The 20,602-nt window shown below is 73.6% G+C and carries 22 protein-coding genes and 1 pseudogene; 10 read left to right on the forward strand and 13 right to left on the reverse strand.

Annotated features, from left to right (window positions below; genetic code table 11):
- Positions 1 to 28: 28 nt before the first annotated feature.
- Positions 29 to 1,159 (forward strand): lactonase family protein, encoded by a 1,131-nt coding sequence (locus ABD954_RS03170; protein WP_382746015.1) that lies wholly within the window; start codon positions 29 to 31, stop codon positions 1,157 to 1,159.
- Positions 1,160 to 1,190: 31 nt separating this feature from the next.
- Here the strand turns inward: ABD954_RS03170 and ABD954_RS03175 are convergent, their stop codons facing one another.
- A complete protein-coding gene (locus ABD954_RS03175) occupies positions 1,191 to 1,709 on the reverse strand; it encodes a DUF6328 family protein (protein ID WP_345484197.1) in 519 nt (172 codons plus the stop codon).
- A gap of 147 nt (positions 1,710 to 1,856) precedes the next feature.
- On the opposite strand from ABD954_RS03175, the gene ABD954_RS03180 reads away from it, so the two are divergent.
- Positions 1,857 to 2,309, forward strand: coding sequence for an SRPBCC family protein (locus ABD954_RS03180; protein WP_345484198.1), 453 nt, complete (start codon positions 1,857 to 1,859; stop codon positions 2,307 to 2,309).
- A gap of 158 nt (positions 2,310 to 2,467) precedes the next feature.
- Here the strand turns inward: ABD954_RS03180 and ABD954_RS03185 are convergent, their stop codons facing one another.
- Together ABD954_RS03185 and ABD954_RS03190 are read right to left on the reverse strand one after the other, a co-directional pair.
- A complete protein-coding gene (locus ABD954_RS03185; RefSeq protein WP_345484200.1) occupies positions 2,468 to 3,340 on the reverse strand; it encodes a DUF1206 domain-containing protein in 873 nt (290 codons plus the stop codon).
- 200 nt (positions 3,341 to 3,540) lie between these two features.
- The gene (locus tag ABD954_RS03190) at positions 3,541 to 4,818 is read right to left on the reverse strand and encodes a geranylgeranyl reductase family protein (protein ID WP_345484201.1); all 1,278 of its coding nucleotides are present in this window, start codon (positions 4,816 to 4,818) and stop codon (positions 3,541 to 3,543) included.
- Positions 4,819 to 5,240: 422 nt separating this feature from the next.
- On the opposite strand from ABD954_RS03190, the gene ABD954_RS03195 reads away from it, so the two are divergent.
- From ABD954_RS03195 to ABD954_RS03220, 6 genes are all read left to right on the forward strand, one after another.
- The gene (locus tag ABD954_RS03195) at positions 5,241 to 5,612 is read left to right on the forward strand and encodes a phage holin family protein (protein ID WP_345484202.1); all 372 of its coding nucleotides are present in this window, start codon (positions 5,241 to 5,243) and stop codon (positions 5,610 to 5,612) included.
- On the forward strand, positions 5,609 to 6,073 hold the full coding sequence (locus ABD954_RS03200; RefSeq protein WP_345484203.1) for a DUF3618 domain-containing protein: 465 nt from the start codon (positions 5,609 to 5,611) through the stop codon (positions 6,071 to 6,073). Before ABD954_RS03195 ends, ABD954_RS03200 begins: the two co-directional genes overlap by 4 nt.
- Before the next feature lie 9 nt (positions 6,074 to 6,082).
- Positions 6,083 to 6,349, forward strand: a complete 267-nt coding sequence (locus ABD954_RS03205) for a DUF4235 domain-containing protein (RefSeq protein ID WP_345484204.1) — start codon at positions 6,083 to 6,085, stop codon at positions 6,347 to 6,349.
- A 274-nt stretch (positions 6,350 to 6,623) separates the two neighbouring features.
- A complete protein-coding gene (locus ABD954_RS03210; RefSeq protein WP_345484205.1) occupies positions 6,624 to 7,571 on the forward strand; it encodes a GlxA family transcriptional regulator in 948 nt (315 codons plus the stop codon).
- A 590-nt stretch (positions 7,572 to 8,161) separates the two neighbouring features.
- Positions 8,162 to 8,437: a DJ-1/PfpI family protein gene (locus tag ABD954_RS03215; protein ID WP_345484206.1), complete on the forward strand. Its 276-nt coding sequence runs from the start codon at positions 8,162 to 8,164 to the stop codon at positions 8,435 to 8,437.
- A 152-nt stretch (positions 8,438 to 8,589) separates the two neighbouring features.
- Positions 8,590 to 9,345, forward strand: coding sequence for a DJ-1/PfpI family protein (locus ABD954_RS03220; RefSeq protein WP_345491940.1), 756 nt, complete (start codon positions 8,590 to 8,592; stop codon positions 9,343 to 9,345).
- A 444-nt stretch (positions 9,346 to 9,789) separates the two neighbouring features.
- On the opposite strand, the gene ABD954_RS03225 is transcribed toward ABD954_RS03220, so the two are convergent.
- The 3 genes from ABD954_RS03225 to ABD954_RS03235 form a co-directional block, all read right to left on the reverse strand.
- Positions 9,790 to 9,987: a hypothetical protein gene (locus tag ABD954_RS03225; protein ID WP_345484207.1), complete on the reverse strand. Its 198-nt coding sequence runs from the start codon at positions 9,985 to 9,987 to the stop codon at positions 9,790 to 9,792.
- A gap of 75 nt (positions 9,988 to 10,062) precedes the next feature.
- On the reverse strand, positions 10,063 to 10,620 hold the full coding sequence (locus tag ABD954_RS03230) for a phosphatase PAP2 family protein (protein WP_345484208.1): 558 nt from the start codon (positions 10,618 to 10,620) through the stop codon (positions 10,063 to 10,065).
- Positions 10,621 to 10,825: 205 nt separating this feature from the next.
- The gene (locus tag ABD954_RS03235; protein ID WP_382746013.1) at positions 10,826 to 11,101 is read right to left on the reverse strand and encodes a hypothetical protein; all 276 of its coding nucleotides are present in this window, start codon (positions 11,099 to 11,101) and stop codon (positions 10,826 to 10,828) included.
- A gap of 103 nt (positions 11,102 to 11,204) precedes the next feature.
- Here ABD954_RS03235 and ABD954_RS03240 point away from each other — a divergent pair, with 103 nt between their 5' ends.
- Entirely contained in the window at positions 11,205 to 12,083 is an 879-nt protein-coding gene (locus tag ABD954_RS03240) for an SDR family oxidoreductase (protein WP_345484209.1), read from the forward strand.
- Here the strand turns inward: ABD954_RS03240 and ABD954_RS03245 are convergent.
- From ABD954_RS03245 to ABD954_RS03255, 3 genes and pseudogenes are all read right to left on the reverse strand, one after another.
- Complete coding sequence (locus ABD954_RS03245; protein WP_345484210.1) at positions 12,072 to 12,626, reverse strand: flavoprotein; 555 nt, start codon at positions 12,624 to 12,626, stop codon at positions 12,072 to 12,074. The two genes, ABD954_RS03240 and ABD954_RS03245, sit on opposite strands and share 12 nt — an antisense overlap.
- 159 nt (positions 12,627 to 12,785) lie before the next feature.
- On the reverse strand, positions 12,786 to 13,178 hold the full coding sequence (locus ABD954_RS03250; RefSeq protein ID WP_345484211.1) for a nuclear transport factor 2 family protein: 393 nt from the start codon (positions 13,176 to 13,178) through the stop codon (positions 12,786 to 12,788).
- 104 nt (positions 13,179 to 13,282) lie between these two features.
- Positions 13,283 to 14,190, reverse strand: a pseudogene (locus ABD954_RS03255) (LysR family transcriptional regulator).
- 222 nt (positions 14,191 to 14,412) lie between these two features.
- Here ABD954_RS03255 and ABD954_RS03260 point away from each other — a divergent pair.
- Positions 14,413 to 15,108 carry a type 1 glutamine amidotransferase domain-containing protein gene (locus ABD954_RS03260; RefSeq protein WP_345484212.1) on the forward strand — a complete coding sequence of 232 codons (696 nt, stop codon included), beginning with the start codon at positions 14,413 to 14,415 and terminating at the stop codon, positions 15,106 to 15,108.
- A gap of 97 nt (positions 15,109 to 15,205) precedes the next feature.
- On the opposite strand, the gene ABD954_RS03265 is transcribed toward ABD954_RS03260, so the two are convergent.
- The 4 genes from ABD954_RS03265 to ABD954_RS03280 all read right to left on the reverse strand — a co-directional run bounded on the left by ABD954_RS03265 (position 15,206) and on the right by ABD954_RS03280 (position 20,539).
- A complete protein-coding gene (locus ABD954_RS03265) occupies positions 15,206 to 15,787 on the reverse strand; it encodes a HutD/Ves family protein (RefSeq protein ID WP_345484213.1) in 582 nt (193 codons plus the stop codon).
- Between the two features lie 80 nt (positions 15,788 to 15,867).
- Complete coding sequence (pntB, locus tag ABD954_RS03270; RefSeq protein ID WP_345484214.1) at positions 15,868 to 17,286, reverse strand: Re/Si-specific NAD(P)(+) transhydrogenase subunit beta; 1,419 nt, start codon at positions 17,284 to 17,286, stop codon at positions 15,868 to 15,870.
- 1 nt (position 17,287) lies between these two features.
- Positions 17,288 to 18,817 (reverse strand): Re/Si-specific NAD(P)(+) transhydrogenase subunit alpha, encoded by a 1,530-nt coding sequence (locus ABD954_RS03275; RefSeq protein WP_345484215.1) that lies wholly within the window; start codon positions 18,815 to 18,817, stop codon positions 17,288 to 17,290.
- Positions 18,818 to 19,030: 213 nt separating this feature from the next.
- Complete coding sequence (locus tag ABD954_RS03280; RefSeq protein ID WP_345484216.1) at positions 19,031 to 20,539, reverse strand: DUF4246 domain-containing protein; 1,509 nt, start codon at positions 20,537 to 20,539, stop codon at positions 19,031 to 19,033.
- Positions 20,540 to 20,602 lie beyond the last annotated feature (63 nt).

Consider the following 20,602-nt stretch of genomic DNA (forward strand, 5'->3'; position numbering starts at 1 on the left):
GGTGGCGCGCCGCTTCGTTGGGCGACCCATGAACGGAGCTGAGCGAACAGAGCGAACAGAGCGAACAGAGAGGGCAGGGCGGGCGGAGCGGACGGCGCGGGCGGAGCCCGGGGCGCCGGGGGGCGATCGGTGGGCGTACATCGGTTCGTTCACGTCGGGCGGCGGCCACGGCATCACGGTCGCCTCGGTCGACCCGGCCGACGGGGCACTCACCCCCGTCACGACGGTGAACTCCCTCGTCAATCCGTCGTGCCTGGCCCTCGTGCGGGACACCGGGGTGCTGTACGCCGTGAGCGACGCCGACCAGGGGCGGGCGGCGGCCTTCCGCACCGGTGACGGGCGGCTCGCGCCGCTCGGGGAGCCCGTGGACGTGGGCGGCGCGGGACCCGCGTACCTCAGCGTGGCCGCGGGCCGCCTGCTGACCGCCAACTACGGGACGGGCAGCGTCAGCAGCCTGGCCCTGCGCCCCGACGGCTCGCCCGCGGGGCCGCCGGCCGTGCTGGCGCACCGGGGCGCGGGCCCCGACCCCGAGCGGCAGACCGGCCCGCACGCCCATCAGGTGCTGCCCGATCCCAGCGGCCGCTGGCTGCTCAGCGTGGACCTCGGCACCGACTCGGTGAGGGTGTGCGCGCTCGACCCGGACTCCGGCGCGCCGCGCCCGCACGCCGAGACGGCGCTGCGGGCCGGGTCCGGGCCGCGGCACCTGGCCTTCCACCCGTACGAGGACGTCGTGTACGTCCTGCACGAGCTGATGCCCCGGCTGACGGTGTGCCACTGGGACCCGGGCGCCGGACGGCTCGAACCGGTGACGGAGCTGAAGGTCGGCGGAGAGGACGTCCCCGCCGGGGTGCGGGCCTACCCGTCCGTGGTCCTGTTCGCGCCGGACGGGCGCTTCGCGTGGGCCGCGGTGCGCGGCACGAACCGGATCCACACCCTGTCCCTGGCAGACGGCGCCGACCGGCCCCGGGTGACGGGTGTCGTGTCGTGCGGCGGCGACTGGCCCCGCGATCTCGTGACGGACGCCTCGGGGCGTCTGCTGTACGTGGTCAACGAGTGGTCCGGGGACGTCACCTGGTTCGCGGTGGATCCGGCGGACGGCGGGCTGAGCCCGGCCGGTGCGGTGCGGGTGCCGGCGGCGGCCTGCCTGGTGTTCTCCTGACCGGCGCCGCCCGCCGGGGCCCGGCGGGCGGTCACCCGCCGTTGTCTCCGGTGTGCCGCATGCGGATCCAGGCGGGCAGGACGAACCAGCAGATCAGGTACCAGGCGAGGACGCCGGACACCAGCCAGGGGACGTAGCCGTCGTGGGTCGCCACGCGCAGGATGAGCAGGAGCGCCGAGGTCAGCGTGGCGAGCAGCAGCACGAGGCCGACGAAGGTGAGCCGGGCGGCCCAGACGACCGCCTGCGGCTTGATGCGCCGTCCGGCCACGATCCGGTGGAGGGACACCGGGCCTATCAGGGCCCCGGTCGCCAGCGAACCCAGCACGACCGTGACGATGTAGATCGTCTTGTCCGTCTGTCCGAGCTGCCGGAAGGTCGGGGTGAAGACCACGGTGAGCAGGAAGCCCAGCAGGATCTGCACGCCGGTCTGCGCGACCCGTATCTCCTGGACGATCTCCGTCCACCGCCGGTCGGCCCGTTCGGCCGGGGTCTCGCGCCGTCCCGGCTCCTCTTCTCCCGGCCCGCGGCCGGATATCGCGTCCGTTGCCATGTTCGGCTCATGCCCCGGAACGCACTCCTCATCCGCGGCCGGAGGGCCACGGGAGGTGTGATCCCGGCGGCACGGGATACGCGAGGACCGGTGACACACCGTTCCCGGCATCCCGGGGACGGTCCCGACGAACGAAAGGGAGATCCCATGTCGAAGGTCGAGGAGTCCGTCGAGGTCGACGTGCCGGTCCGCGCCGCGTACGACCAGTGGACGCAGTTCGAGACGTTCCCGCGGTTCATGGACGGCGTGGAGCGGATCGAGCAGCGCACGGACACGCTGACGCACTGGGTGACCGAGATCGGCGGTGTGCGGCGGGAGTTCGACGCCGTGGTCACCGAGCAGATCCCGGACGAGCGGGTGGCCTGGACGACGGTCGACGGCGAGGCCCGTCAGGCCGGCGTGGTCACCTTCCACCGCCTGGACGACGCGCGCACGAAGGTCATGCTGCAGATGGACTTCGATCCCGAGGGGCTGACCGAGACAGTCGGCGACAAGCTCGGCTTCGTCAAGCGGAAGGTGTCGGGTGACCTGAAGCGGTTCAAGACCTTCATCGAGGACCGCGGCGGCGACGCGACGGGCGCCTGGCGCGGGGCGGTCTGAGACCCGCGACACCGCGGCGACCCGGCGGTCTTGCCGGCCGGCTCGGGCCGAGGCGACGGGGCGGGGCGGGAACCGGAAACGGTTCCCGCCCCGCCCCGTCGGCGTCGGCGTCGGCGTCGGCGTCGGCGTCGGCGTCGGCGTCGGCGTCGGCGTCGGCGTCACATCTTGCGCCACCTGGCCTGCCCGAGCGAGAACAGTCCGAACAGCAGGAGCCCCACGGCGACGGCGATCAGCAGCCACGGGCCCACCGGTGTCCGGGCGAAGGAGCGGATCGCGTCGTCGACGCCCTTGGCCTGGGCCGGGTCGAAGGTGACCGCCGCCTTCAGACCGAAGAAGCCGACCGCGGCGAACACCAGTCCCCGGCCGACACCGCCCGCGACACCGGTCACGTTCATGAAGCGGCGCTGGTGCCGTGACATCCGTCCCCACTCCAGACGCTTGCGGAAGCGCCGCAGCAGCGCCGAGCCCGCCACGCACAGTCCCGCGACGAGCACGCCGGCGGCGACCGCGCCGACCCACCACTGCCCGCCGGGGAGGCCGAGAAGCCGGCCGGTGACGTCCTGGCTCTGCCGGTCGGTCGAGCCGGCGCCGCTGCCCCGCTCGCCCACCGCGAAGGTCAGCACCAGGAAGGCCACGACCGCGTAGAAGACGGCCCGGACGGCGGAGGCGGCGCGGCGGGTCGCGCGGTCGCCGTTCGGACCGGCGGCGCCCAGGAAGACCTCCGTGAGCCGCCACAGCGCCATGCCCGCCAGACCGAGCCCGAGCGCCCACAGCAGGACGGTTCCGAACGGGGACGAGGCGACCTCGGCCAGCGCCCCGCCCCGGTCGGCCTGTTCCTTGCTGCGCGCACCCGACAAGCCGATCCGAACGGCGAGCGCTCCGACCAGCATGTAGAGCACACCCCGCGCGACGAAGCCCGCGCGGGCCGCCGTCCGCACGGCGCTCCGGCCGGCGTCCGTCGCCCCGGACGGCCCGGTGGACCCCCCCGACCCGTTGCTGCCTCTGGATCCCGTGGACCCGGTCGTGGACATGTTGACTCTCCCCTCATAGGCACCCTTCCGGGTGCCCCGTCCGCACCGGCCGAACCGCCCAGCGACGGGAACGGGACGCGGGGGCTCGGGCCGCCGGGGAAGGGGCGCGGGGGCTCGGGCCGCCGGGGAAAGGCCGCGGAGGCTCGGGCCGCCAGGGAAAGGCCGCGGAGGCTCGGGCCGCCAGGGAGGGGCCGCCGGGGTCAGGCCGCGGGGACCGCCCGCTGGAGGGCGGTGATCACGCGGTCGAGCGCGTCGGGGCTGTGCGGGTCCGTGAGGTTGGACCAGAGTTTGAACATGAACCGCCGCAGGACGGGCCGCTGGAGGCTCCTGGTGGCGACGACCTTCATCACCCGCGGATGGTTCAGGGCCTGCACGACGAGCCGCCCCACGGTGAAGTAGCGCCCGTACGCCTCGCGGATGGCCTCCGGGTAGCGGAGCAGGGCCTCCTCGCGCGCGTGGGCGGTGGGCCGTGCCAGCGCGCGCGTGACGGTCTCCGCGGTCAGCCGGCCGGACTCCATCGCGTAGTCGATGCCCTCACCGCTCAGCGGGTTGATCATTCCGCCGGCGTCGCCGGTCAGGAGCAGGCCGCGGGTGTACTGGGGGCGTCGGGTGAGTCCGGCCGGCAGGGGCGCTCCGCGCAGCGGGCTGGTGGCGTGGTCCTCGTCGAAGTGCCAGGCCGAGGGCAGACGGGCGGTCCACTCCCGGAACAGCCGCCGGTGGTCGACCTCCGGCCCGCGTCCGATGTGGAAGGTGCCCAGCCCCACGTTGAAGGCGCCGTCGCCGACGGGGAAGATCCACGCGTAGCCGAACGGCATGTACGTCCGGCCGCGGCCGTCGCGCGTCTCCAGGTCGAGCCATGCCTCCAGGTGGTCGCGGTTGCGGTGCGGTGCGGTGTAGTAGCGGCGTACGGCCACGCCCATGGGACGGTCCCTGCGCTGCTGGAGGCCGAGGGCGACGGCGAGCCGGCTGGAGGCGCCGTCGGCGGCGACCACCAAGGGGGCCCGGTAGGTGCGGGAGGCGTCGCCCCGCCGTGCCACCACGCCGGTGACGCGCCCGGTGGCCGTGTCGAGGACGGGCTCGGTGACCTGGGTTCCCTGGAGCAGCCGGGCGCCGGCGGCGACGGCCCGGCGGGCCAGCAGGTGGTCGAAGTCTGCGCGGGCCCGGACGAGCCCGTAGTCGGGGAAGGACGCCACGACGGGCCACGGCATCTCCACCGTCGTGCCCGAGCCGTGGGCGCGCAGGCCCCGGGTTCTGACCCAGCCGTCCCCGGTCACGTCGACGCCCATCCCGACGAGCTCCTTCACGGCCCGCGGGGTCAGGCCGTCACCGCAGATCTTGTCGCGGGGGAGGGTGGCCTTCTCCAGGAGCAGGACGTCGTGGCCCTCCCGTGCCAGGTGATAGGCGGCGCTGCAGCCGGCGGGACCGGCGCCGACGACGATGACGTCCGCCGAGTCGCGGTGGGGAGACAGGTCGTCCATGGTGTTCCTCTGCTGGGGCCGAGGGGCGGGCGGAAGGGGCGTCCCATCCGTACCCACGGCCCGTGGTTTCGATCGCCTGCGCGCGAGGTTGTCCCCCGACGGCCGCTCCCCCGTCCGCGCGGACGCCCGCACGGCCGCCGGCACGCCCGCCCGCGCGGACGGGAAAACCGGAGGCGGGCCGGGAGCCGTGAGCGGGCCGGTTCGGGGTAGTCGAGGGCTGAGCACGCGGCCGGGACCTGCTCCCGGCCGGCACGGACCGAGACGGGCGGGAGGTGAGTGCCGTGTCGAGCACACGAGCGGAGGTCACCGGAGGCGGCCGGGATACGGGCCTGGGCCGGGTGGACGCGCCGGCGGGCGGAACGCGGAGCGGCCCCGCGAGCGCCCCCACAGGGGCGCCCGTGCGGGCCCCCGGGAACGAACCGGTGAGCGAGCTGGTGCAGCGGGCCTCGCAGCAGCTGACCGAGCTGGTGCGCGGGGAACTGCGGCTGGCGCAGGCGGAGATGAAGGAGAAGGGCCGGCGCTACGGCAAGGGCGGCGGCCTGTTCGGTGGCGCCGGAGTGGTCGGGTTCCTGATGCTGCAGGCGCTGGTGGCCACCGTGATCGCCGCCCTGGCGCTGGTGCTGCCGGTGTGGGCGGCGGCCCTCGTCGTCACCGCCGTGCTCGGGGTGATCGCCGCCGTCATGGCACGGACCGGCAAGAAGGAGTTCGACCGGGCGACCCCGCTCGCTCCCGAACAGACGATCGAGAACGTCAAGGCCGACGTGGCCCGGATCAAGGAGAGTGCGCACCGATGAACCGTCCCGCAGAGGACAAGGAGACCACCGCCGGTCCCGATGAGTTGCGCGATCAGGTCGAGCGGACCCGTGCGGAGCTCGGGCGGACCGTCGAGGCGCTCGCGGCCCAGGCGGACGTCAAGGCCCGCGTGAAGGGCAAGGCCGCGGAGGTGAAGGAGGAGGCGGCCGTCCGGGCCGAAGAGGTCAGGGCGAAGGCGGCCGTCCAGGTCGAGGAGGTCAGGGCGAAGGCGGCCGATCTCGCGCACCGCGCCCAGGACAAGCTGCCGGACACGGTCCGGGACACGGCGGCGGCTCAGGCCGCGCGGGCCGGGCGGCTGTGGGACGAGAAGGCGCCGGAGCCGGTGCGGCAGAAGGCCGCGCAGGGCACCAGGGCGGCGCGCGACCACCGGGGGCTGCTGCTCGCGGTGGCCGTCGCCGGTGCCGTGGTGCTGTGGCGGGTCCGTCGGCACGGGAAGGGGTGAGGTGAGCCGATGAAGCCCTCCAAGGTCGCCTACAGGCCGGTCGGTCTGGCCCTGGGTGCGCTCAGCGGCCTGGTCGCCGGAACGCTGTTCAAGAAGGCGTGGAAGATGCTGGACCCCAACAATGACGCGCCGGACGCCACCGACGAGGACCGGTCCTGGAAGGAGGTGCTGATCGCGGCCGCCCTGCAGGGCGCGATCTTCGCCTCCGTGAAGGCCGCCGTCGACCGGGCCGGAGCGACCGCCACCCGCCGCGTGACGGGCAAGTGGCCGAGCTGACCCGCGTCCGGCCCGGTCCCCCCGCGGCCGGGGGCACCGGTCTGCTCCGGGGCTGAGAGGGCGACCGGCGGGGACGCACGTCCCGGCCGGTCGCCCTGCGCGCCCGGACCTGCGGCACCGTTGTCGGCCCGGACCCGTTCGGGCACCGGACGGGTCCGGGGCCGACAACGGCATGGTCGCGGTCGCGGGTCGTACGGCGTGGTCGCGGGGCCCGGGTCGTACGGTGTGGTCGCGCTCGAGGGGCGCCCACGACGATGGCGTACGCTCCGGCCGTATGCACGTGGTTGCCGTTCTCGCACTCGACGGGGTGTCGGCCTTCGATCTCGCCATACCCTGCCAGGTGTTCGCGCTCGTCACCGGCCCCGACGGCTCGCCCGCCTACGACGTGCGCGTGTGCGTCGACCGCGACACCGTGGCAACGGCCGGGCCCACGGCGCCCTTTCGGGTCTCCTCCTCGTACGGATGGGACGAGGTGCCGGCCGCGGACACGGTCGTCGTGCCCGGCATCCCCGCCGACGGCACACCGGATCCCCGGGCGGTACGGCTGCTGCGGGAGGCCGCGGACCGCGGAGCCCGTATCGCCTCCATCTGCACCGGGGCCTTCGCCCTCGCGCACGCCGGACTCCTGGAAGGGCGCAGGGCGACCACGCACTGGCGGTTCGCCGACGCCCTGGCCGAGCGGTTCCCCGGGACCAGCGTCGACCCGTCCGTGCTCTACGTCGACGAGGGGGCCGTGCTCACGTCGGCCGGCATCGCCGCGGGACTTGACCTGTGCCTCCACATGGTCCGCCGCGACCACGGCGCGGCGGCTGCGGCTGCGGCCGCCCGGATGCTGGTGATGCCGCCCCAACGCACCGGCGGACAGGCGCAGTTCATCGAATACCGCACACCCGGAACGGATTCCGCCGACCTCGGCGAGACCCTTCAGTGGATGCGCGGCAAGCTCGGCGAACCGCTCTCCCTGGCCGACATCGCCGCACACGCGATGATGAGCAGGCGCAGCCTCGCCCGCCATTTCCGCGCCCAGACCGGCACGACGCCGCTGCGGTGGCTGCTCGCCCAGCGCGTCCAGCGCGCGAGGGAGCTCCTGGAGACGACGGGACTCCCCCTGACACGCGTCGCGGAGGCGACCGGCTTCGGCTCGGTCGAGACGCTCCGCCACCACTTCGCCCGCCAGGTCGGCACGACCCCGTCCGCGTACCGGGCCGCCTTCCGCCACTGAGGACAGCGGACCCGGGCGCCGCGCCTCTGTCCGGGACCTCCCTGGACGGGCCTTTCCCCGGCCGCGCCTATCCCCGGTCGGGCCTTTCCCCGGCCGGGCCTTTCCCCGGCCGGGCCCGGCCCTGGCCGTATCTTGCGCACCATGGGCACGCGCGCCGGTGTCGCCGCCCGGCACCCGTCGGAAGACTGAACGTGTTCTCGCCTCCCGGCCCGCGCCGGGAGCCCACCACGTTCTGCTGCCACGGAGGCCCTTCATGCCTTCCCCGTCCGTACGCCCCCGCCGCTCGCGCCCCCTCCGCGTCCACACCGTGCTCTACGACGGCGTGGAGGAACAGGACTTCGCCGGTCACATCGAGGTGTTCGGCATCGTCGGCGAGGAGCACGTCGCGCAGTCGTTCGTCACCGTGGACGGGACCCGCCGGGTGACCACCTCCGCCGGCATGGAGATCGTCTGCCGGGACGCCTGGTCGCCGCGCTCCGCCGACGTGATCGTCGTGCCCGGCGGCGGCTACGGCGAGGGCTCCGGCATCGAGCGGGAGATCCGGCGCGGCACGCTGCCCCGCCCGCCGGGACGGCCTGGTCCTCGGCGGGGTGTGCACCGGGACCCTGCTGCTGTCCGCCGCGGGCCTGACGGCCGGGCGCCGCTGCACGACGCACCACATCGCCCTGGACGATCTGCGGGCGCAGGGCGGCCGCGTGGTCGGCGGCCGGGTCGTCGACGACGGCGACCTGGTCACCTGCGGAGGCGTCACCTCGGGCGTGGACCTGGGGATCTGGCTGGTGGAGCGGTTCTTCGGCGCGGACACGGCCCTGTTCGCCGAGGAAGTCCTGGAGTACGAGCGGCGCGGCATCGTGAACACGGTGTGACCGGCGCGGCGGTGCGGCCGGCCGCACCGCCGCCACGGGCGCCGTCCCGCCGGCCCCCTCCTCCCTTCGTCTGCCTCTCCCCCCTCTTCCCTTCCTGCCCCTTCTCCCCTTCCTCCTCTTTCTCCGCACCACGACAGGAGATCCGTGTGTCCCTGAACCGACGCACCCTGCTGCGCACCGCGACCGCGCTCGGCGCCGCCGGACTCGCGACCGGTGTCCCCGCCGCCACCGCCGCGGCCACGTCGCCCGGCGCCGCCTCCCCCGCCGGGTCGTCCGGCGCCGGCGGCCGCCTGCGCGTCCAGGTCGTGCTCTTCCAGGGCGTCGAAGAACTCGACCTCGCCGCCCCGTACGAGGTGTTCTCGGCCGCCGACCACTTCACCGACCGCGACGTCGAGGTGCGTTACGTCGCCCTCGACGGCCCCGGCACCGTCACCGCCGCCTTCGGCACCCGTCTCCGGGTCGACCACGGCTGGGCCCCCGAGGAGGCGGACGTCCTCGTCGTCCCCGGCGGCGGCTACGCCCGCCCGGAGGCGCCGGGAGTCCGGGCCGAGATCCGGCGGGGTGCTCTGCCCCGTGCCCTGGCCGAGGCCCGGCGGCCGGGCCTCACGGTCGCCGCCCTGTGCACCGGCGTGATGCTCCTCTCGGCCGCCGGCGTCACCCGTGGCCGCCCCTGCACCACGCACCACCGGGCCCAGGCCGACCTGACACAGCAGGGCGGCGTGCTGAAGAAGGCGCGGGTCGTCGACGACGGCGACCTGGTCACGGCCGGTGGCGTCACTTCGGGCCTGGACCTCGCCCTGTGGCTGGTCCGCCGGGAACTGGGCGTCGACGCCGCCCTCGGCCTGGAGTCCATGCTGGAGTACGAGACCCGCGGCACGGTCTGGACCGCCGGCCGGCAGGCATCCTGACCGGCCGTCGGTGACCAGGGGCCGGTCACGGCCGGGCCGCCCGCGGGCCAGGGGGGCATCACGCGGGGCCGTAACCCGGCAGGGCCCGGCCCCGGGTTCATCCAGCGGCGTTGTACGCGGCAAGGGCCCCGACGGGCGTCCCGCAGAGCCGTACAGCGCAGGCCGGGCCCCGGGACCACCGCGCGGCACCATCCCGCAAGGCCCCGCAGCGTCGTGAGCGCAGGGCCGGGCCCCGGGACCGCCGTGGCACCATCCCGCAGGGCCGTACCCGGCAGAGCCCGGCCCGGGGGCCATCCCGCAGGGCCGTACCCGGCAGGGCCCGGCCCGGGGGCCATCCCGCGACCCCCGTACGGGCAAGCGCCCCGCAAGCATCACGCAAGCGCCGTCAGCGCAGGGCCGGGCCCCGGGGGCATCCCGCGGGGCCCGGCCAGCCCGTTCTCCCCGCTACGCGCCGTCCTCCTGCTCGTCGGCCTCGACCCCCTTCAGGGGCTCGCCCTCGCCCGTGCCCGCCCGCTGGTAGCCCTCCTTGCTGCCGGCGGTGCCGGGCACCTCGCGCTCCTGCGCCTGACGCTCGGAACCGGAGGAAGCTCCCGGCTGCTCTTCGCTGCGCGCCCGCGCGAACCGGTCCTTGTTCTCGCTCATCGTTCGGCTCCCTTCCTTTCGTCGCCCGGCCGGTCGGCCGGGCCTGGAACGCCTCGCGGCGCGGCCGGTCCGCGGTCAGCCCGGCTTCAGCAGGTGACGCAGCAAGAGGCGGGGCGACCGGCGCACCAGCCAGGCCGCGGCCGCGCCGATCGCGGTGCCGGCGGCGACGTCGCTGGGGTAGTGCGCGCCGGAGTGCACCCGCTCCACGGCCACCACGGCGGCCAGCACCCCGCAGACGGCGCCCGCCGCCGGCCAGGTGCCCGCACAGGCGACGGTGAAGCCGACGGCCGCCGCCGTGTGCCCGGAGGGGAAGGAGGAACTGTCCGGCCGTTCCTCCACGTCGTCGTGCGGGATGAGTTCCTCGGGCGGGCGCCGGCGCTCGTACAGCGGCTTGCAGACGGCGTTGGACAGCACTTCGGCCGTCGCCATGCCCGCGAGACCTGCGGCCGCCGCCAGGCGGCCCCGGTTGCCGCCGCAGGCGCTCATCAGCACGGCCGCGCCCCACCACAGTTTGGTGTGTTCGGCCGCGGACCGTGCCACGGGCAGGACCCGGCGGGTCAGCGGTGTCCGCCAGCCGGCGACACGCCGGGTCAGGTCGCGATCCGCTCGTCTCACGTCGGTGGTCACACCCATGATCCTCTGCTCCCCGCTCGACCGCCTTTCACACCCGGCGGGCCGTCGTGCCGGGCCTGCCGCGCCGGGCGTCCGGACGCCGTCCCGGTCGGCGCGGTGCCCGCCGGCACTCACCTCGTGGGCACCGGTGGTGGTGGCGCCGGTGCCGGCCTCCGCGCCCGTGCCAGGGCGACGGCTCCGCGGGCGTCCGGACCCAGGGGTCGTGTCAGCCTCCCATGCGCGAGCGGAGGAGCTGCTTGCCCAGTTCCGCACCCTTGCGGCTGTCGGCCTGGGCCTTGCGGAAGAGCTCGGCGACCTCGGCGTCGCCCTCGCGGTCCGCGTCCTGGATGTAGGTCTCCAGCCGCAGGGCGTTGGCCAGGCAGCTCTCGACGTACCAGAAGAGGTTGTAGTCCTTGTCCTTCGTGCCGGTGACGCCACCGGTCTCGGTGCTGCCGTTGCCGGTCATGCTGACTCCCTCGTCGATGCGCGATGCACGGTTCATCCCGTGATGTGCCGTTGGTCCGCCGGTACCCGATGACCCGTCCGGTATGCGGGGCGGGCAGCGGTCGCGCACCGGTCATCCGCGTCGCGTACCTTGTGGCGGCATGACGGTGCTGATCATCGGGGGCAGCGGGTTCCTGGGGGCCGAGCTGGTGCGCCAGGCGGGTGGCGCGAACGGGCCGGGCCGGATCACGGCCGCGACGTACCACTCCCGACCCGGCGGGGCCGCCGGCGTCTCGTGGCACCCGCTGGACCTGCGCGAACCCCACGGCGTCGACGCGGTCCTCGACGCCCTGGCGCCGGGCACGGTGATCAACGCGTCCAGCGGGGGCGCCGACTGGCGGGTGACCGCGGACGCTTCCGTCCGTCTCGCCGAGGCGTCGGCACGGCGGGGCATCCGCCTGGTGCACGTCTCCAGTGACGCGGTCTTCTCCGGGGCCGACGTGCGCTACGACGAGACGGCACTCCCCGACCCGGTCACCCCCTACGGGGCGGCGAAGGCCGCCGCCGAGACCGCCGTACGCCTCCTCCACCCGGCCGCCGCCGTCGCCCGCACCTCGCTGATCATCGGCGACGGCGGGTCCGCCCACGAGCGGGTGGTGCGGCAACTCGCCGCGGGCGAGCGGGACGGCGCCCTGTTCACGGACGACGTCCGGTGTCCCGTCCACGTGACCGACCTGGCAGCCGCCCTCTGGGAGCTCGCGCTGTCCGACCTGGCCGGGGTCTTCCACCTGGGCGGCCCGGACGCCGTCAGCCGCTACGAGCTCGGCGTGCTCGTCGCCCGACGCGACGGCATCGACCCCGCCCTGCTCCCCGCCGGCCTCCGCGCGGAGACGGACCTGCCGGGCGCGCTCGACGTACGCCTCGACGGCCGCGTCTCGCGGTCGCGGCTGCGCACCAGGCTGCGCGGCGCGCGGGAGTTCCTCGCAGGGACGGCTCCCTCGACCGGACAGGGCGAGCGCGCGAGGTGCCTAGGCGAATGATTCAGGGCGGAGGACGTCGGCGACGGCGTCCAGGGCCGCCCGCCACGGGTACGTGGTGGGGTCGCCCTGGCCGGGCTCGTCGGGGACGAAGCCGCCCTCGCCGTACAGGATCCTGACCCCGGCGGCCCTGAGGGTGTCGATCGAGCGCTCGAACTGGGGGTGCGCGGCGAGCGCCCGGTTCACACACGGCATCGCGGCCATGGGGATGCCCTTGCCGATGCCCTCGGCGACCACCCCGACGAGCCACTTGTCCGTGATTCCGAGCGCCCACTGGTTGATCGTGTTGAAGGTCGCCGGCGCGACGACGACGGCGTCCGGCTCCGGCCAGGGGTCCGACTGGCCGGGGAGGCGGTGGTCCCAGCGGACCAGGTGGCCGGTGAGGGCGGCGAGCCCGTCGAGGGAGCCGGCGAGCCAGCCGGCCGCCGTCGGGGTGAGACCGAGGCATACGTCCCAGCCGTCGGCCTGCGCCTCCTCGATGACGCGAGCGACGTCGAAGACGGGGGTGGCCGCGCTGCTGAACAGGTACAGGGTCGGAGTGATCATGAAGGACATCCGATCACACCCGGTTCACCACCCCCATGGCAGAGCCCAGTGCGCCCCGCCCCAGGACGCGCCACGCCCCCGGACGCACCCCGCCCCGGCGACCGTTCCCCGGCGACCGTTCCCCGGCCCGGGCCTCCGCTCCCGGGCCCCGGTCGCCCCTCACGCCCCGGCCGCCTCCCGGGCGATCCGGTCGAACTGGGCACCCATCGCCTCGGAAAGGGCCGTGACGGCCGACAGCGGGCGGACCATCACCATGAAGTCGTCGATCTTCCCTTCCTCGTCGCAGCGGAGGAAGTCGCACCCCTGGATCTGCCGTCCGCCGACGGTGGCGGTGAAGACCAGGGCGTGGTCGCGGCCGCCCGGGTCGGCGATCTCGCGGACGTAGGTGAAGTCCTCGAGCACCCGCGTCACCGCGCGCAGGATCGCGGCGGTGACGGCCTTGCCCTGGTACGGCTTGAAGGCGACGGGACTGGTGAAGACGACGTTCTCGGCGAGGAGCGCCTCGATGGCGGCCTCGTCCCGGTTCTCGACGGCCGTGCGGAACGGATGCACAAGGACACCTCTAGTCAATTAATTGAATAATTGCGTCGGAGGCTAGGGCAGTGCGGCGTGGATGTCCATAGCCGAGGTGTCCCGGGACGGGAGACGCCCCGTCCTCAGAAGGAGCGGCCGGCCTCGAGCAGCAGGGCGCGCACGCGCTCGGCATCCGGGTTCGCGAAGACGCCGGGGCGCTGCACGAGGTACCCCGTGTTGATCGGGGGGTCCTCGGGATCGGCCAGCTGGACCAGTGCTCCCGAACGCAGTTCGGCCTCGCACAGGTAGCGCGGCAGCACGCTGAATCCCGCGCGGCCCGGCCGTTCAGCCGCGTGCCGAAGACGTGCCGCCAGTAGCGGCGGACGATGGGCAGGTCCTCCGCGTACGCGACGAGAGGCACGGCCCGCAGCACCCCGGGGCCCTCCGCCGCGAGGGGTTCCCTGATCCTCTCCGCCCAGACGGGGGCGGCGACCAGGACGAACTCCTCGTCCGTCAGGGGCGCCCACACCAGTGACCGTCCACGCGGGCGGCTCGTGGCGATGACGAGGTCGTGGCGGCCGGCGCGCAGTTCGTCGAGGAGCGGGTCGGTCAGGCCCGCCGTCACGCGCAGGCGCACCCCCTCGGCCACGAGCCCTGCCAGGGCCGGCAGCACCCGGGTCGCCAGCAGCTCGGCGGGCCCGGCGAGGTGTACGGGTTCGGCGCGCCCTCCGCCGGCCGGTCCGGGCCCGGCGGCGACGGCCAGCGCGTCCAGGGCCGGAGCGATGCGCGCCGCGAGTTCGTCGGCGACCGGGGTCGGGGCGACGCCGCGGGGCAGGCGTTCGAAGAGGTCCCGCCGGGTGTCGCGCTCCAGGTTGCGGATGTGGGTGGTGACGGTGGGCTGGGACAGTCCCAGGGCGTGCGCGGCCGCGGTGAAGGAGCCCGAGCGGTACACGGCGAGGAACGTCCGCAGGAGGTTGAGGTCGGGTGGCGCGGCCGCCTGCGCGGCGGGCCGGCCGTCTGGCGCTTTCCCCGCAGGATCCCTATGGCTCACGCCGTCGAGGGTAATGCCTCCCTATGGCACGCCGGGGCGGTGCCGTGGGCGCCGCCCCCTGTTTGTTCCCCCGCGCGGCATGAAAACTCCTATGGCAGGTATCGGTCCCGTCATTGGTCACCGCCCGCGGCGGCCGCCTACCTTCGAGACATCGCCGCAGCGTGTCGGTGTTGTCCCATTCACCCGGGCCCGACGGCCCCCCGTCTTCGGAGCGGAAACATCATGGCCACGATCCTCTTTGTGATGACCGGCGTCGACCACTGGACGCTTGCCGACGGCACCAAGCACCCCACCGGTTTCTGGGCGGAAGAGGTGGTCGCCCCGTACGAGACCTTCAAGGACGCCGGACACTCCGTCACGGTCGCCACCCCCGGCGGCGTCGTGCCGACCGTGGACCGGGGCAGCCTGGCTCCGGACGTCAACGGTGGGCAGGAGGGGGCCGACAAGGTGGCCGCCGCGCTCGACGCGATCCCGGAGATCAAGAGCCCGGTCCGCCTGGAGGAGGTGGACCTCGCCGACTACGACGCCGTCTTCTACCCGGGCGGCCACGGCCCCATGGAGGACCTCGCCGTGAACCCGGTCTCCGGCAGGCTGCTCGTCGACGCCCTCGACTCCGGCAAGCCCCTGGGCGTGGTGTGCCACGGCCCGGCCGCGATGCTCGCCGCCGAGCGCGGCGACGGTTCCAACGCCTTCGCCGGTTACGAGGTGACGGCCTTCACCAACGCCGAGGAGACGCAGGCCGGTCTCGCCGAGAAGGCCAAGTGGCTGCTGGAGACCCGCCTCGTCGAGGCCGGGGTCCAGGTGCGGGCCGGCGAGCCGTGGGCGCCGCACGTCGTGGTCGACCGCAACCTCGTCACCGGCCAGAACCCCGCGTCCTCCGCCCCGCTGGCCGCCGAACTGCTGAAGAAGCTGGCCTGACGGCCGCGGCAGCGGCCCGACCGGCGAAGAAGCCGGCCCGGCCGCCGACGGAACCGGCCGGGGACGACGGCAGCCGCCGCCGTCCCCGGCCCCGTCCTCACCGCACCGGTGCGATGTCCGCCCACAGGCCCACCGCGTCGGGCGAGAGCGGTGTGGCCGCCTCCCGGCCCGGCGCACCGTCCGGCGCGCCGTCGGGCTCGTCCCACCACACGCCCTGCCCCGCGGTCAGCGGGCGTCCTGCGGCGTCCGTGCGCCAGTGGCCGCGGAGCACGTAGAACACCCCGGCATGGCCGCCGGGCGGTACGAGGGGCCCGGTGATCCGGTCCACCCGCGCCGCCCTACGGCCGCGGCGCACCATGATGTTCAGCACCCGGCAGGCGCCGCCCCGCCGTTCGGCGGTCAGCTCCAGGTCTCCGGAGAACGCCAGGGGCTCCCCCACTCGCGCCGTCCGGTCGAACGTGCCCGGGGCGGTCAGCCGCACGCCGTCGCCCGCCACGAGGGTGAACGTCCGGTCGACCCCGGGAAAGGCCGAGAACGGCCCGTCCCGGTCGATGTCGGCGACGCTCGCCCGCCACTGGAACTCCTCGTCGCCCACGGGCCACGCCACGATCTCCCTCGTGGCTCCGCCGCCGTTGCGCCACTGGCTCGTCGTCAGGTGCTCGACATCGAAGGGGTGCAAGGAGGGCTCCCGGACTGCGTGCGGTACGGATGCGGACGGGGGTACGGGGTGCGCAAGGCCCCGAAGGCGCGAGAGACGGCTCAGAGGGCGCCGACGATGTCCTCGACCCGGGCCTTGGCGTCGCCGAAGAGCATCGCGGTGTTCTCCTTGAAGAACAGCGGGTTCTGCACGCCCGCGTATCCGGAGGCCATGGAGCGCTTGAACACGATGACCTTGCCGGCCTCCCAGACCTTCAGCACCGGCATGCCGGCGATCGGGCTGCTGGGATCCTCCGCTCCGGCCGGGTTGACCGTGTCGTTGGCGCCGATGACGAGGACCACGTCGGTCTTGGCGAAGTCGTCGTTGATCTCGTCCATCTCCAGGACGATGTCATACGGCACCTTGGCCTCGGCCAGCAGGACGTTCATGTGGCCGGGCAGGCGGCCGGCGACGGGGTGGATGCCGAACCGCACGTCGACGCCCTTCGCCCGCAGCTTCGAGGTGAGCTCGGCGACCGGGTACTGGGCCTGGGCGACGGCCATGCCGTAGCCGGGGGTGATGACCACCGACCGGGCCGAGCCGAGGAGTTCGGCGGCGGCCTGGGCGGTGATCTCGGTGTGCTCGCCGTAGTCGACGTCCGCACCCGACGGGGCCTCGATGCCGAAACCGCCCGCGATGACGGAGATGAACGAGCGGTTCATCGCCTTGCACATGATGTAGGACAGGTAGGCGCCGGACGAGCCGACCAGCGCGCCGGTGATGATCAGCAGGTCGTTGCCGAGGAGGAAGCCGGAAGCGGCCGCGGCCCAGCCGGAGTAGCTGTTGAGCATCGAGACCACAACCGGCATGTCGCCGCCGCCGATCGAGGCGACCAGGTGCCAGCCGAGGGCCAGGGCCAGGGCCGTCACGGTGATCAGCAGCCACAGCTCCGGCGTGATCACGAACCACACCGTCAAGGCGAGGAACAGGACCAGGGAGCCGAGGTTGAGGGCGTTCTTGCCGGGCAGCACCAGCGGCTTGGAGTCGATCTTCGCGGCGAGCTTCAGGTAGGCCACGATCGACCCGGTGAAGGTCACGGCGCCGATGAACAGGCCGATGAACACCTCGGCGTGGTGGATGCCCAGCGTGCCGAGGGCGTTCAGGGCCCTGGCCTCGTGACCGTCGGGGTCGTGCTCGACGTTGAGGTAGCCGTTCCAGCTGACCAGCACCGCGGCCAGACCGACGAATGAGTGCAGCAGCGCGATCAGTTCGGGCATGCCGGTCATCTCGACGCCGCGGGCCCGCTGGAGGCCGATCACCGCGCCGGTCAGCATCGCCAGGCCCATCAGACCGAGACCGGCGGTGCTGACGTCGCCGTCGATCGCGAGGACGACCGTCGCGAGGAGCGCGACGCCCATGCCCAGCATGCCGAAGGCGTTGCCGAGCCGTGCCGACTCGTGCTTGGACAGTCCCGCCAGCGCCAGGATGAACAGCAGCGCGGCGACGAGGTAGGCCGCCTGTGCGGCAAGGGTCGCAGACATGTCAGCTCCGGTTGAACATGGCGAGCATGCGACGCGTCACCGCGAAGCCGCCGAAGATGTTGATACTGGCCAGAAGGATCGCCACGACCGACAGCACCGTGACCGCCGTGCTCGTGTGGCCGATCTGCAGCAGCGCGCCGACGACGATGATCCCGGAGATCGCGTTCGTCACCGACATCAGCGGCGTGTGCAGCGCGTGATGCACATGCCCGATCACGTAATAGCCGATCACGATCGCCAGCACGAACACCGTCACATGCGGCAGCAGCGCCGCCGGGGCGAACGCGGCGAGGAGGAACAGCGCCAGGGCGCCGAGGGCCACGCCGCCGAACCGCTGCTTCGGCGTCATCGGCGTCTTCGCCGGCTTCGCGGGTTCCGCCGCGGCCTTGGGCTGTGCGGGCGCCGGGGCCGCCGAGACCTGGACCGGCGGAGGCGGCCAGGCGGACTCGCCCGCGCGGACCACGGTGATGGAGCGCTGCACCGGGTCGTCCCAGTCGAGGACCAGGTGCCCGTCCTTGGCGGGCGTCATCAGCTTCAGCAGGTTCACCAGGTTCGTGCCGTACAGCTGCGACGCCTGCGCCGGCAGCCGCCCAGCCAGATCGGTGTAGCCGATGATCGTCACACCGTTCGCGGTGACGACCTTCTCACCCTTCACCGTGCCCTCGACGTTGCCGCCGTTGGCAGCCGCCATGTCGACGATCACCGAACCGGGCTTCATGCCCGCCACCATCTCCGCGGTGATCAGCGTCGGCGCGGGACGCCCCGGAATCAGCGCGGTGGTGATGACGATGTCGACCTCGCGGGCTTGCGCGGCGTAGAGCTCGGCCTCGCGCGCCTTGTAGTCCTCGCCCATCTCCTTGGCGTAGCCGGTCTTGGAGACCTCCACCTCGGGGGACTCGATCGACAGGTACTCGCCGCCCAGCGAGCGGACCTGGTCGGCCACCTCCGGGCGCGGGTCGGTCGCCCGGACGATCGCGCCGAGCGAGCCCGCCGCGCCGATCGCCGCCAGACCGGCGACACCCGCGCCCGCGACGAGCACCTTCGCCGGCGGCACCTTCCCCGCCGCCGTCACCTGACCGGTGAAAAACCGCCCGAACTCGTGCGCCGCCTCGATGACAGCCCGATACCCGGCAACGTTCGCCATCGACGACAGCACGTCCATCGACTGCGCCCGGCTGATGCGCGGCACGGCGTCCATCGACAGCACCGTAAAAGGACGCCGGCCCAGGTCCTCGACCATCGCCGGATCGAACGCCGGAGCGAACAGGGCGATCACCGTCGCCTCGGGCCGTACCCGGTCCAGCTGCGACGGGGCCGGGGCGTTGACCCCCAGCACCACATCCGCCACCACCGCGTCGCCGGTGCTCGCGCCGGCGGCCTCATAGGCGCCGTCGGTGAAGCCCGCCGCGCTGCCCGCCCCCGGCTCGACGACCACGTCATATCCCAGTTTGCGGATCTGTTCGACAGTGGCCGGTGTCGCCGCGACGCGACTCTCACCCGCCCGCGCTTCCTTGAGCACTCCGACAATCACGAGTGTTCTCCGTTCGCTGCTCTGGCCGCACACGGCATGTTCTCGACTCGATCAGAAGTGCGCCCACGATGATCGGGAGCGACGCCGCTCAGCTTGACCGCCGAGTGCTCTCTTTGAACAGCACCCGCCGGTGAGGCACACGCAACACTCGACAAGGCCCGCGTCGCGTGCTTCCGCCCGGGCCGGCCGTTTCCGGCCGGCCCGGGCGGTGGTTCAGTGCTCGCAGAGGGAGAATTCTCGTTCGTAGAGCTGTTCGTTGTGCTCGTCGACGAAGAACTTCCTCTCCCGCATGAGCTGCTCCCGGTACTCCCTGGCCTCGTCCAGCGTCATGGTCGAGGTGTCGGACCAGGGCTGCTGCGGGGGCACGTCGGAGGTCGAGACGATCCTCTCCGACGGGTCGACCAGGAAGAACGCGAGGATCTTGCGGTGTCCCGGGCGGGTGGGGTCCGCCAGGCGGAACGAGCCGACGCGGTGCTGCAGGACGTTCGGGAACGCCAGGCAGCGGCCCGCCGGGGTCGGGGCGGACCCCAGGTGCTGGTTCAGCGCGTCCTCGTTCTCCAGGCCGTAGACCTCGCGGACACCGTTGTCGTCGTTCTGCTCGTAGGCCGGGTCGTCGACCGCCGTCCGGAAGCCGAGCCGGCTCTCGGTGATGTTCTCGCTGTCCCAGTAGTAGAGGGCGGTCGAGACGATGCGCTCGTTCAGCATGCCCTCGACGTGCCAGGAACCTCCGGGGTACTCGGGCTTGTCCGGGGTCAGATGAACGGTGGCGAGCTTGACGACGACCTGGAGCCGGCGGCCGCGCAGGTCGACCCGGTCGGAGGCGTCGGGCAGCTCCGGCGGGGTGAAGGCCGGGGCGTCCGGGACGACCGGGCGGCGGTTCTCCCACCATTCGTCCAGGGCCTGTGCCCATGCCCGGCGGGCCGCCGCGTAGGCGGCGTCGTCGCCGTAGGCGGACCTGTCGGGACACTCCGGCTCCGCGTCGTACCACCCGTAGGGATCGGCCTCGATCCGCAGCGGCCGGGGGTGCCGCAGATCGGTGAGCACGTTCTCCAGCAGCGGCAGCACGCGGGCGAACAGGTCCGGCAGGACGGCGGCCAGCCCGTGGTGTCTCTCCGGGTGGACGTTGTTGACGTACGAGAGGAAGGTGACGTCACCGTCGTCGCTGACGTCGACGTCCGTGGGCAGCCACTGGAATCGCTCGGAGAACTCGTACGCCGAGTAGCGGTCCGTCGGGTTCGTCCAGGCCCGCTCGGGCGCGCCGCTGACCTCGCGCACCAGGCAGAACAGCGAGGGGTGCACCAGGTCCAGCACCTGGCCGCCGGATCCGGGATGCCAGTCCCGCTCCGCCTCGGGGACGTCCTCCAGGACCCGGGCCGCCTCGCGCAGCCGGGAGCGGAGCGTGTCGTCGACCAGGGTGTCCGACTGCCACACCCCGTCGACGGCGGACACCTCGATGCCCGTTCGCGCGTCCCGCAGGGCGGCGTAGTGCGCGAGTTCGGCGAGCACGTACCGCACTTGTGCTTCGGTGAGTCCCTGGGCGGCCGCTTCTCGCGTCCATCTGGCCACGATCTCGGGATCGTTCCTCTTGTCGTACCACCCCGGCTTCTCCCGGATGTGCGCGCTGCACCGCAGCATCTCCAGTTCCCTCAGGGTCCGCGGTGGCGCGAACGCCCCGGAACGGGCGGCGTGAAAAGGCAGCGGGAATGCTGACAGGCCGGTCAATTCTGCTGGTCCCCCCAGTCGGTGTGCGGTGCCGGGCAGAATAGCCCAGCGGTCCGACACCCC

Origin of the sequence: Streptomyces roseoviridis (assembly GCF_039535235.1) — a bacterium.
Classification (GTDB): Bacteria; Actinomycetota; Actinomycetes; order Streptomycetales; family Streptomycetaceae; genus Streptomyces; species Streptomyces roseoviridis.

What these genes read in the sequence shown, in the direction of transcription:
- pntB (WP_345484214.1), bottom strand. Translation starts at nt 17,286, where the DNA reads ATGTCTGCGACCCTTGCCGCACAGGCGGCCTACCTCGTCGCCGCGCTG.
- ABD954_RS03175 (WP_345484197.1), bottom strand. Translation starts at nt 1,709, where the DNA reads ATGGCAACGGACGCGATATCCGGCCGCGGGCCGGGAGAAGAGGAGCCG.
- ABD954_RS03210 (WP_345484205.1), top strand. Translation starts at nt 6,624, where the DNA reads ATGCACGTGGTTGCCGTTCTCGCACTCGACGGGGTGTCGGCCTTCGAT.
- ABD954_RS03245 (WP_345484210.1), bottom strand. Translation starts at nt 12,626, where the DNA reads ATGATCACTCCGACCCTGTACCTGTTCAGCAGCGCGGCCACCCCCGTC.
- ABD954_RS03205 (WP_345484204.1), top strand. Translation starts at nt 6,083, where the DNA reads ATGAAGCCCTCCAAGGTCGCCTACAGGCCGGTCGGTCTGGCCCTGGGT.
- ABD954_RS03170 (WP_382746015.1), top strand. Translation starts at nt 29, where the DNA reads ATGAACGGAGCTGAGCGAACAGAGCGAACAGAGCGAACAGAGAGGGCA.
- ABD954_RS03235 (WP_382746013.1), bottom strand. Translation starts at nt 11,101, where the DNA reads ATGAACCGTGCATCGCGCATCGACGAGGGAGTCAGCATGACCGGCAAC.
- ABD954_RS03180 (WP_345484198.1), top strand. Translation starts at nt 1,857, where the DNA reads ATGTCGAAGGTCGAGGAGTCCGTCGAGGTCGACGTGCCGGTCCGCGCC.
- ABD954_RS03260 (WP_345484212.1), top strand. Translation starts at nt 14,413, where the DNA reads ATGGCCACGATCCTCTTTGTGATGACCGGCGTCGACCACTGGACGCTT.
- ABD954_RS03190 (WP_345484201.1), bottom strand. Translation starts at nt 4,818, where the DNA reads ATGGACGACCTGTCTCCCCACCGCGACTCGGCGGACGTCATCGTCGTC.
- ABD954_RS03225 (WP_345484207.1), bottom strand. Translation starts at nt 9,987, where the DNA reads ATGAGCGAGAACAAGGACCGGTTCGCGCGGGCGCGCAGCGAAGAGCAG.
- ABD954_RS03200 (WP_345484203.1), top strand. Translation starts at nt 5,609, where the DNA reads ATGAACCGTCCCGCAGAGGACAAGGAGACCACCGCCGGTCCCGATGAG.
- ABD954_RS03185 (WP_345484200.1), bottom strand. Translation starts at nt 3,340, where the DNA reads ATGTCCACGACCGGGTCCACGGGATCCAGAGGCAGCAACGGGTCGGGG.
- ABD954_RS03230 (WP_345484208.1), bottom strand. Translation starts at nt 10,620, where the DNA reads ATGGGTGTGACCACCGACGTGAGACGAGCGGATCGCGACCTGACCCGG.
- ABD954_RS03240 (WP_345484209.1), top strand. Translation starts at nt 11,205, where the DNA reads ATGACGGTGCTGATCATCGGGGGCAGCGGGTTCCTGGGGGCCGAGCTG.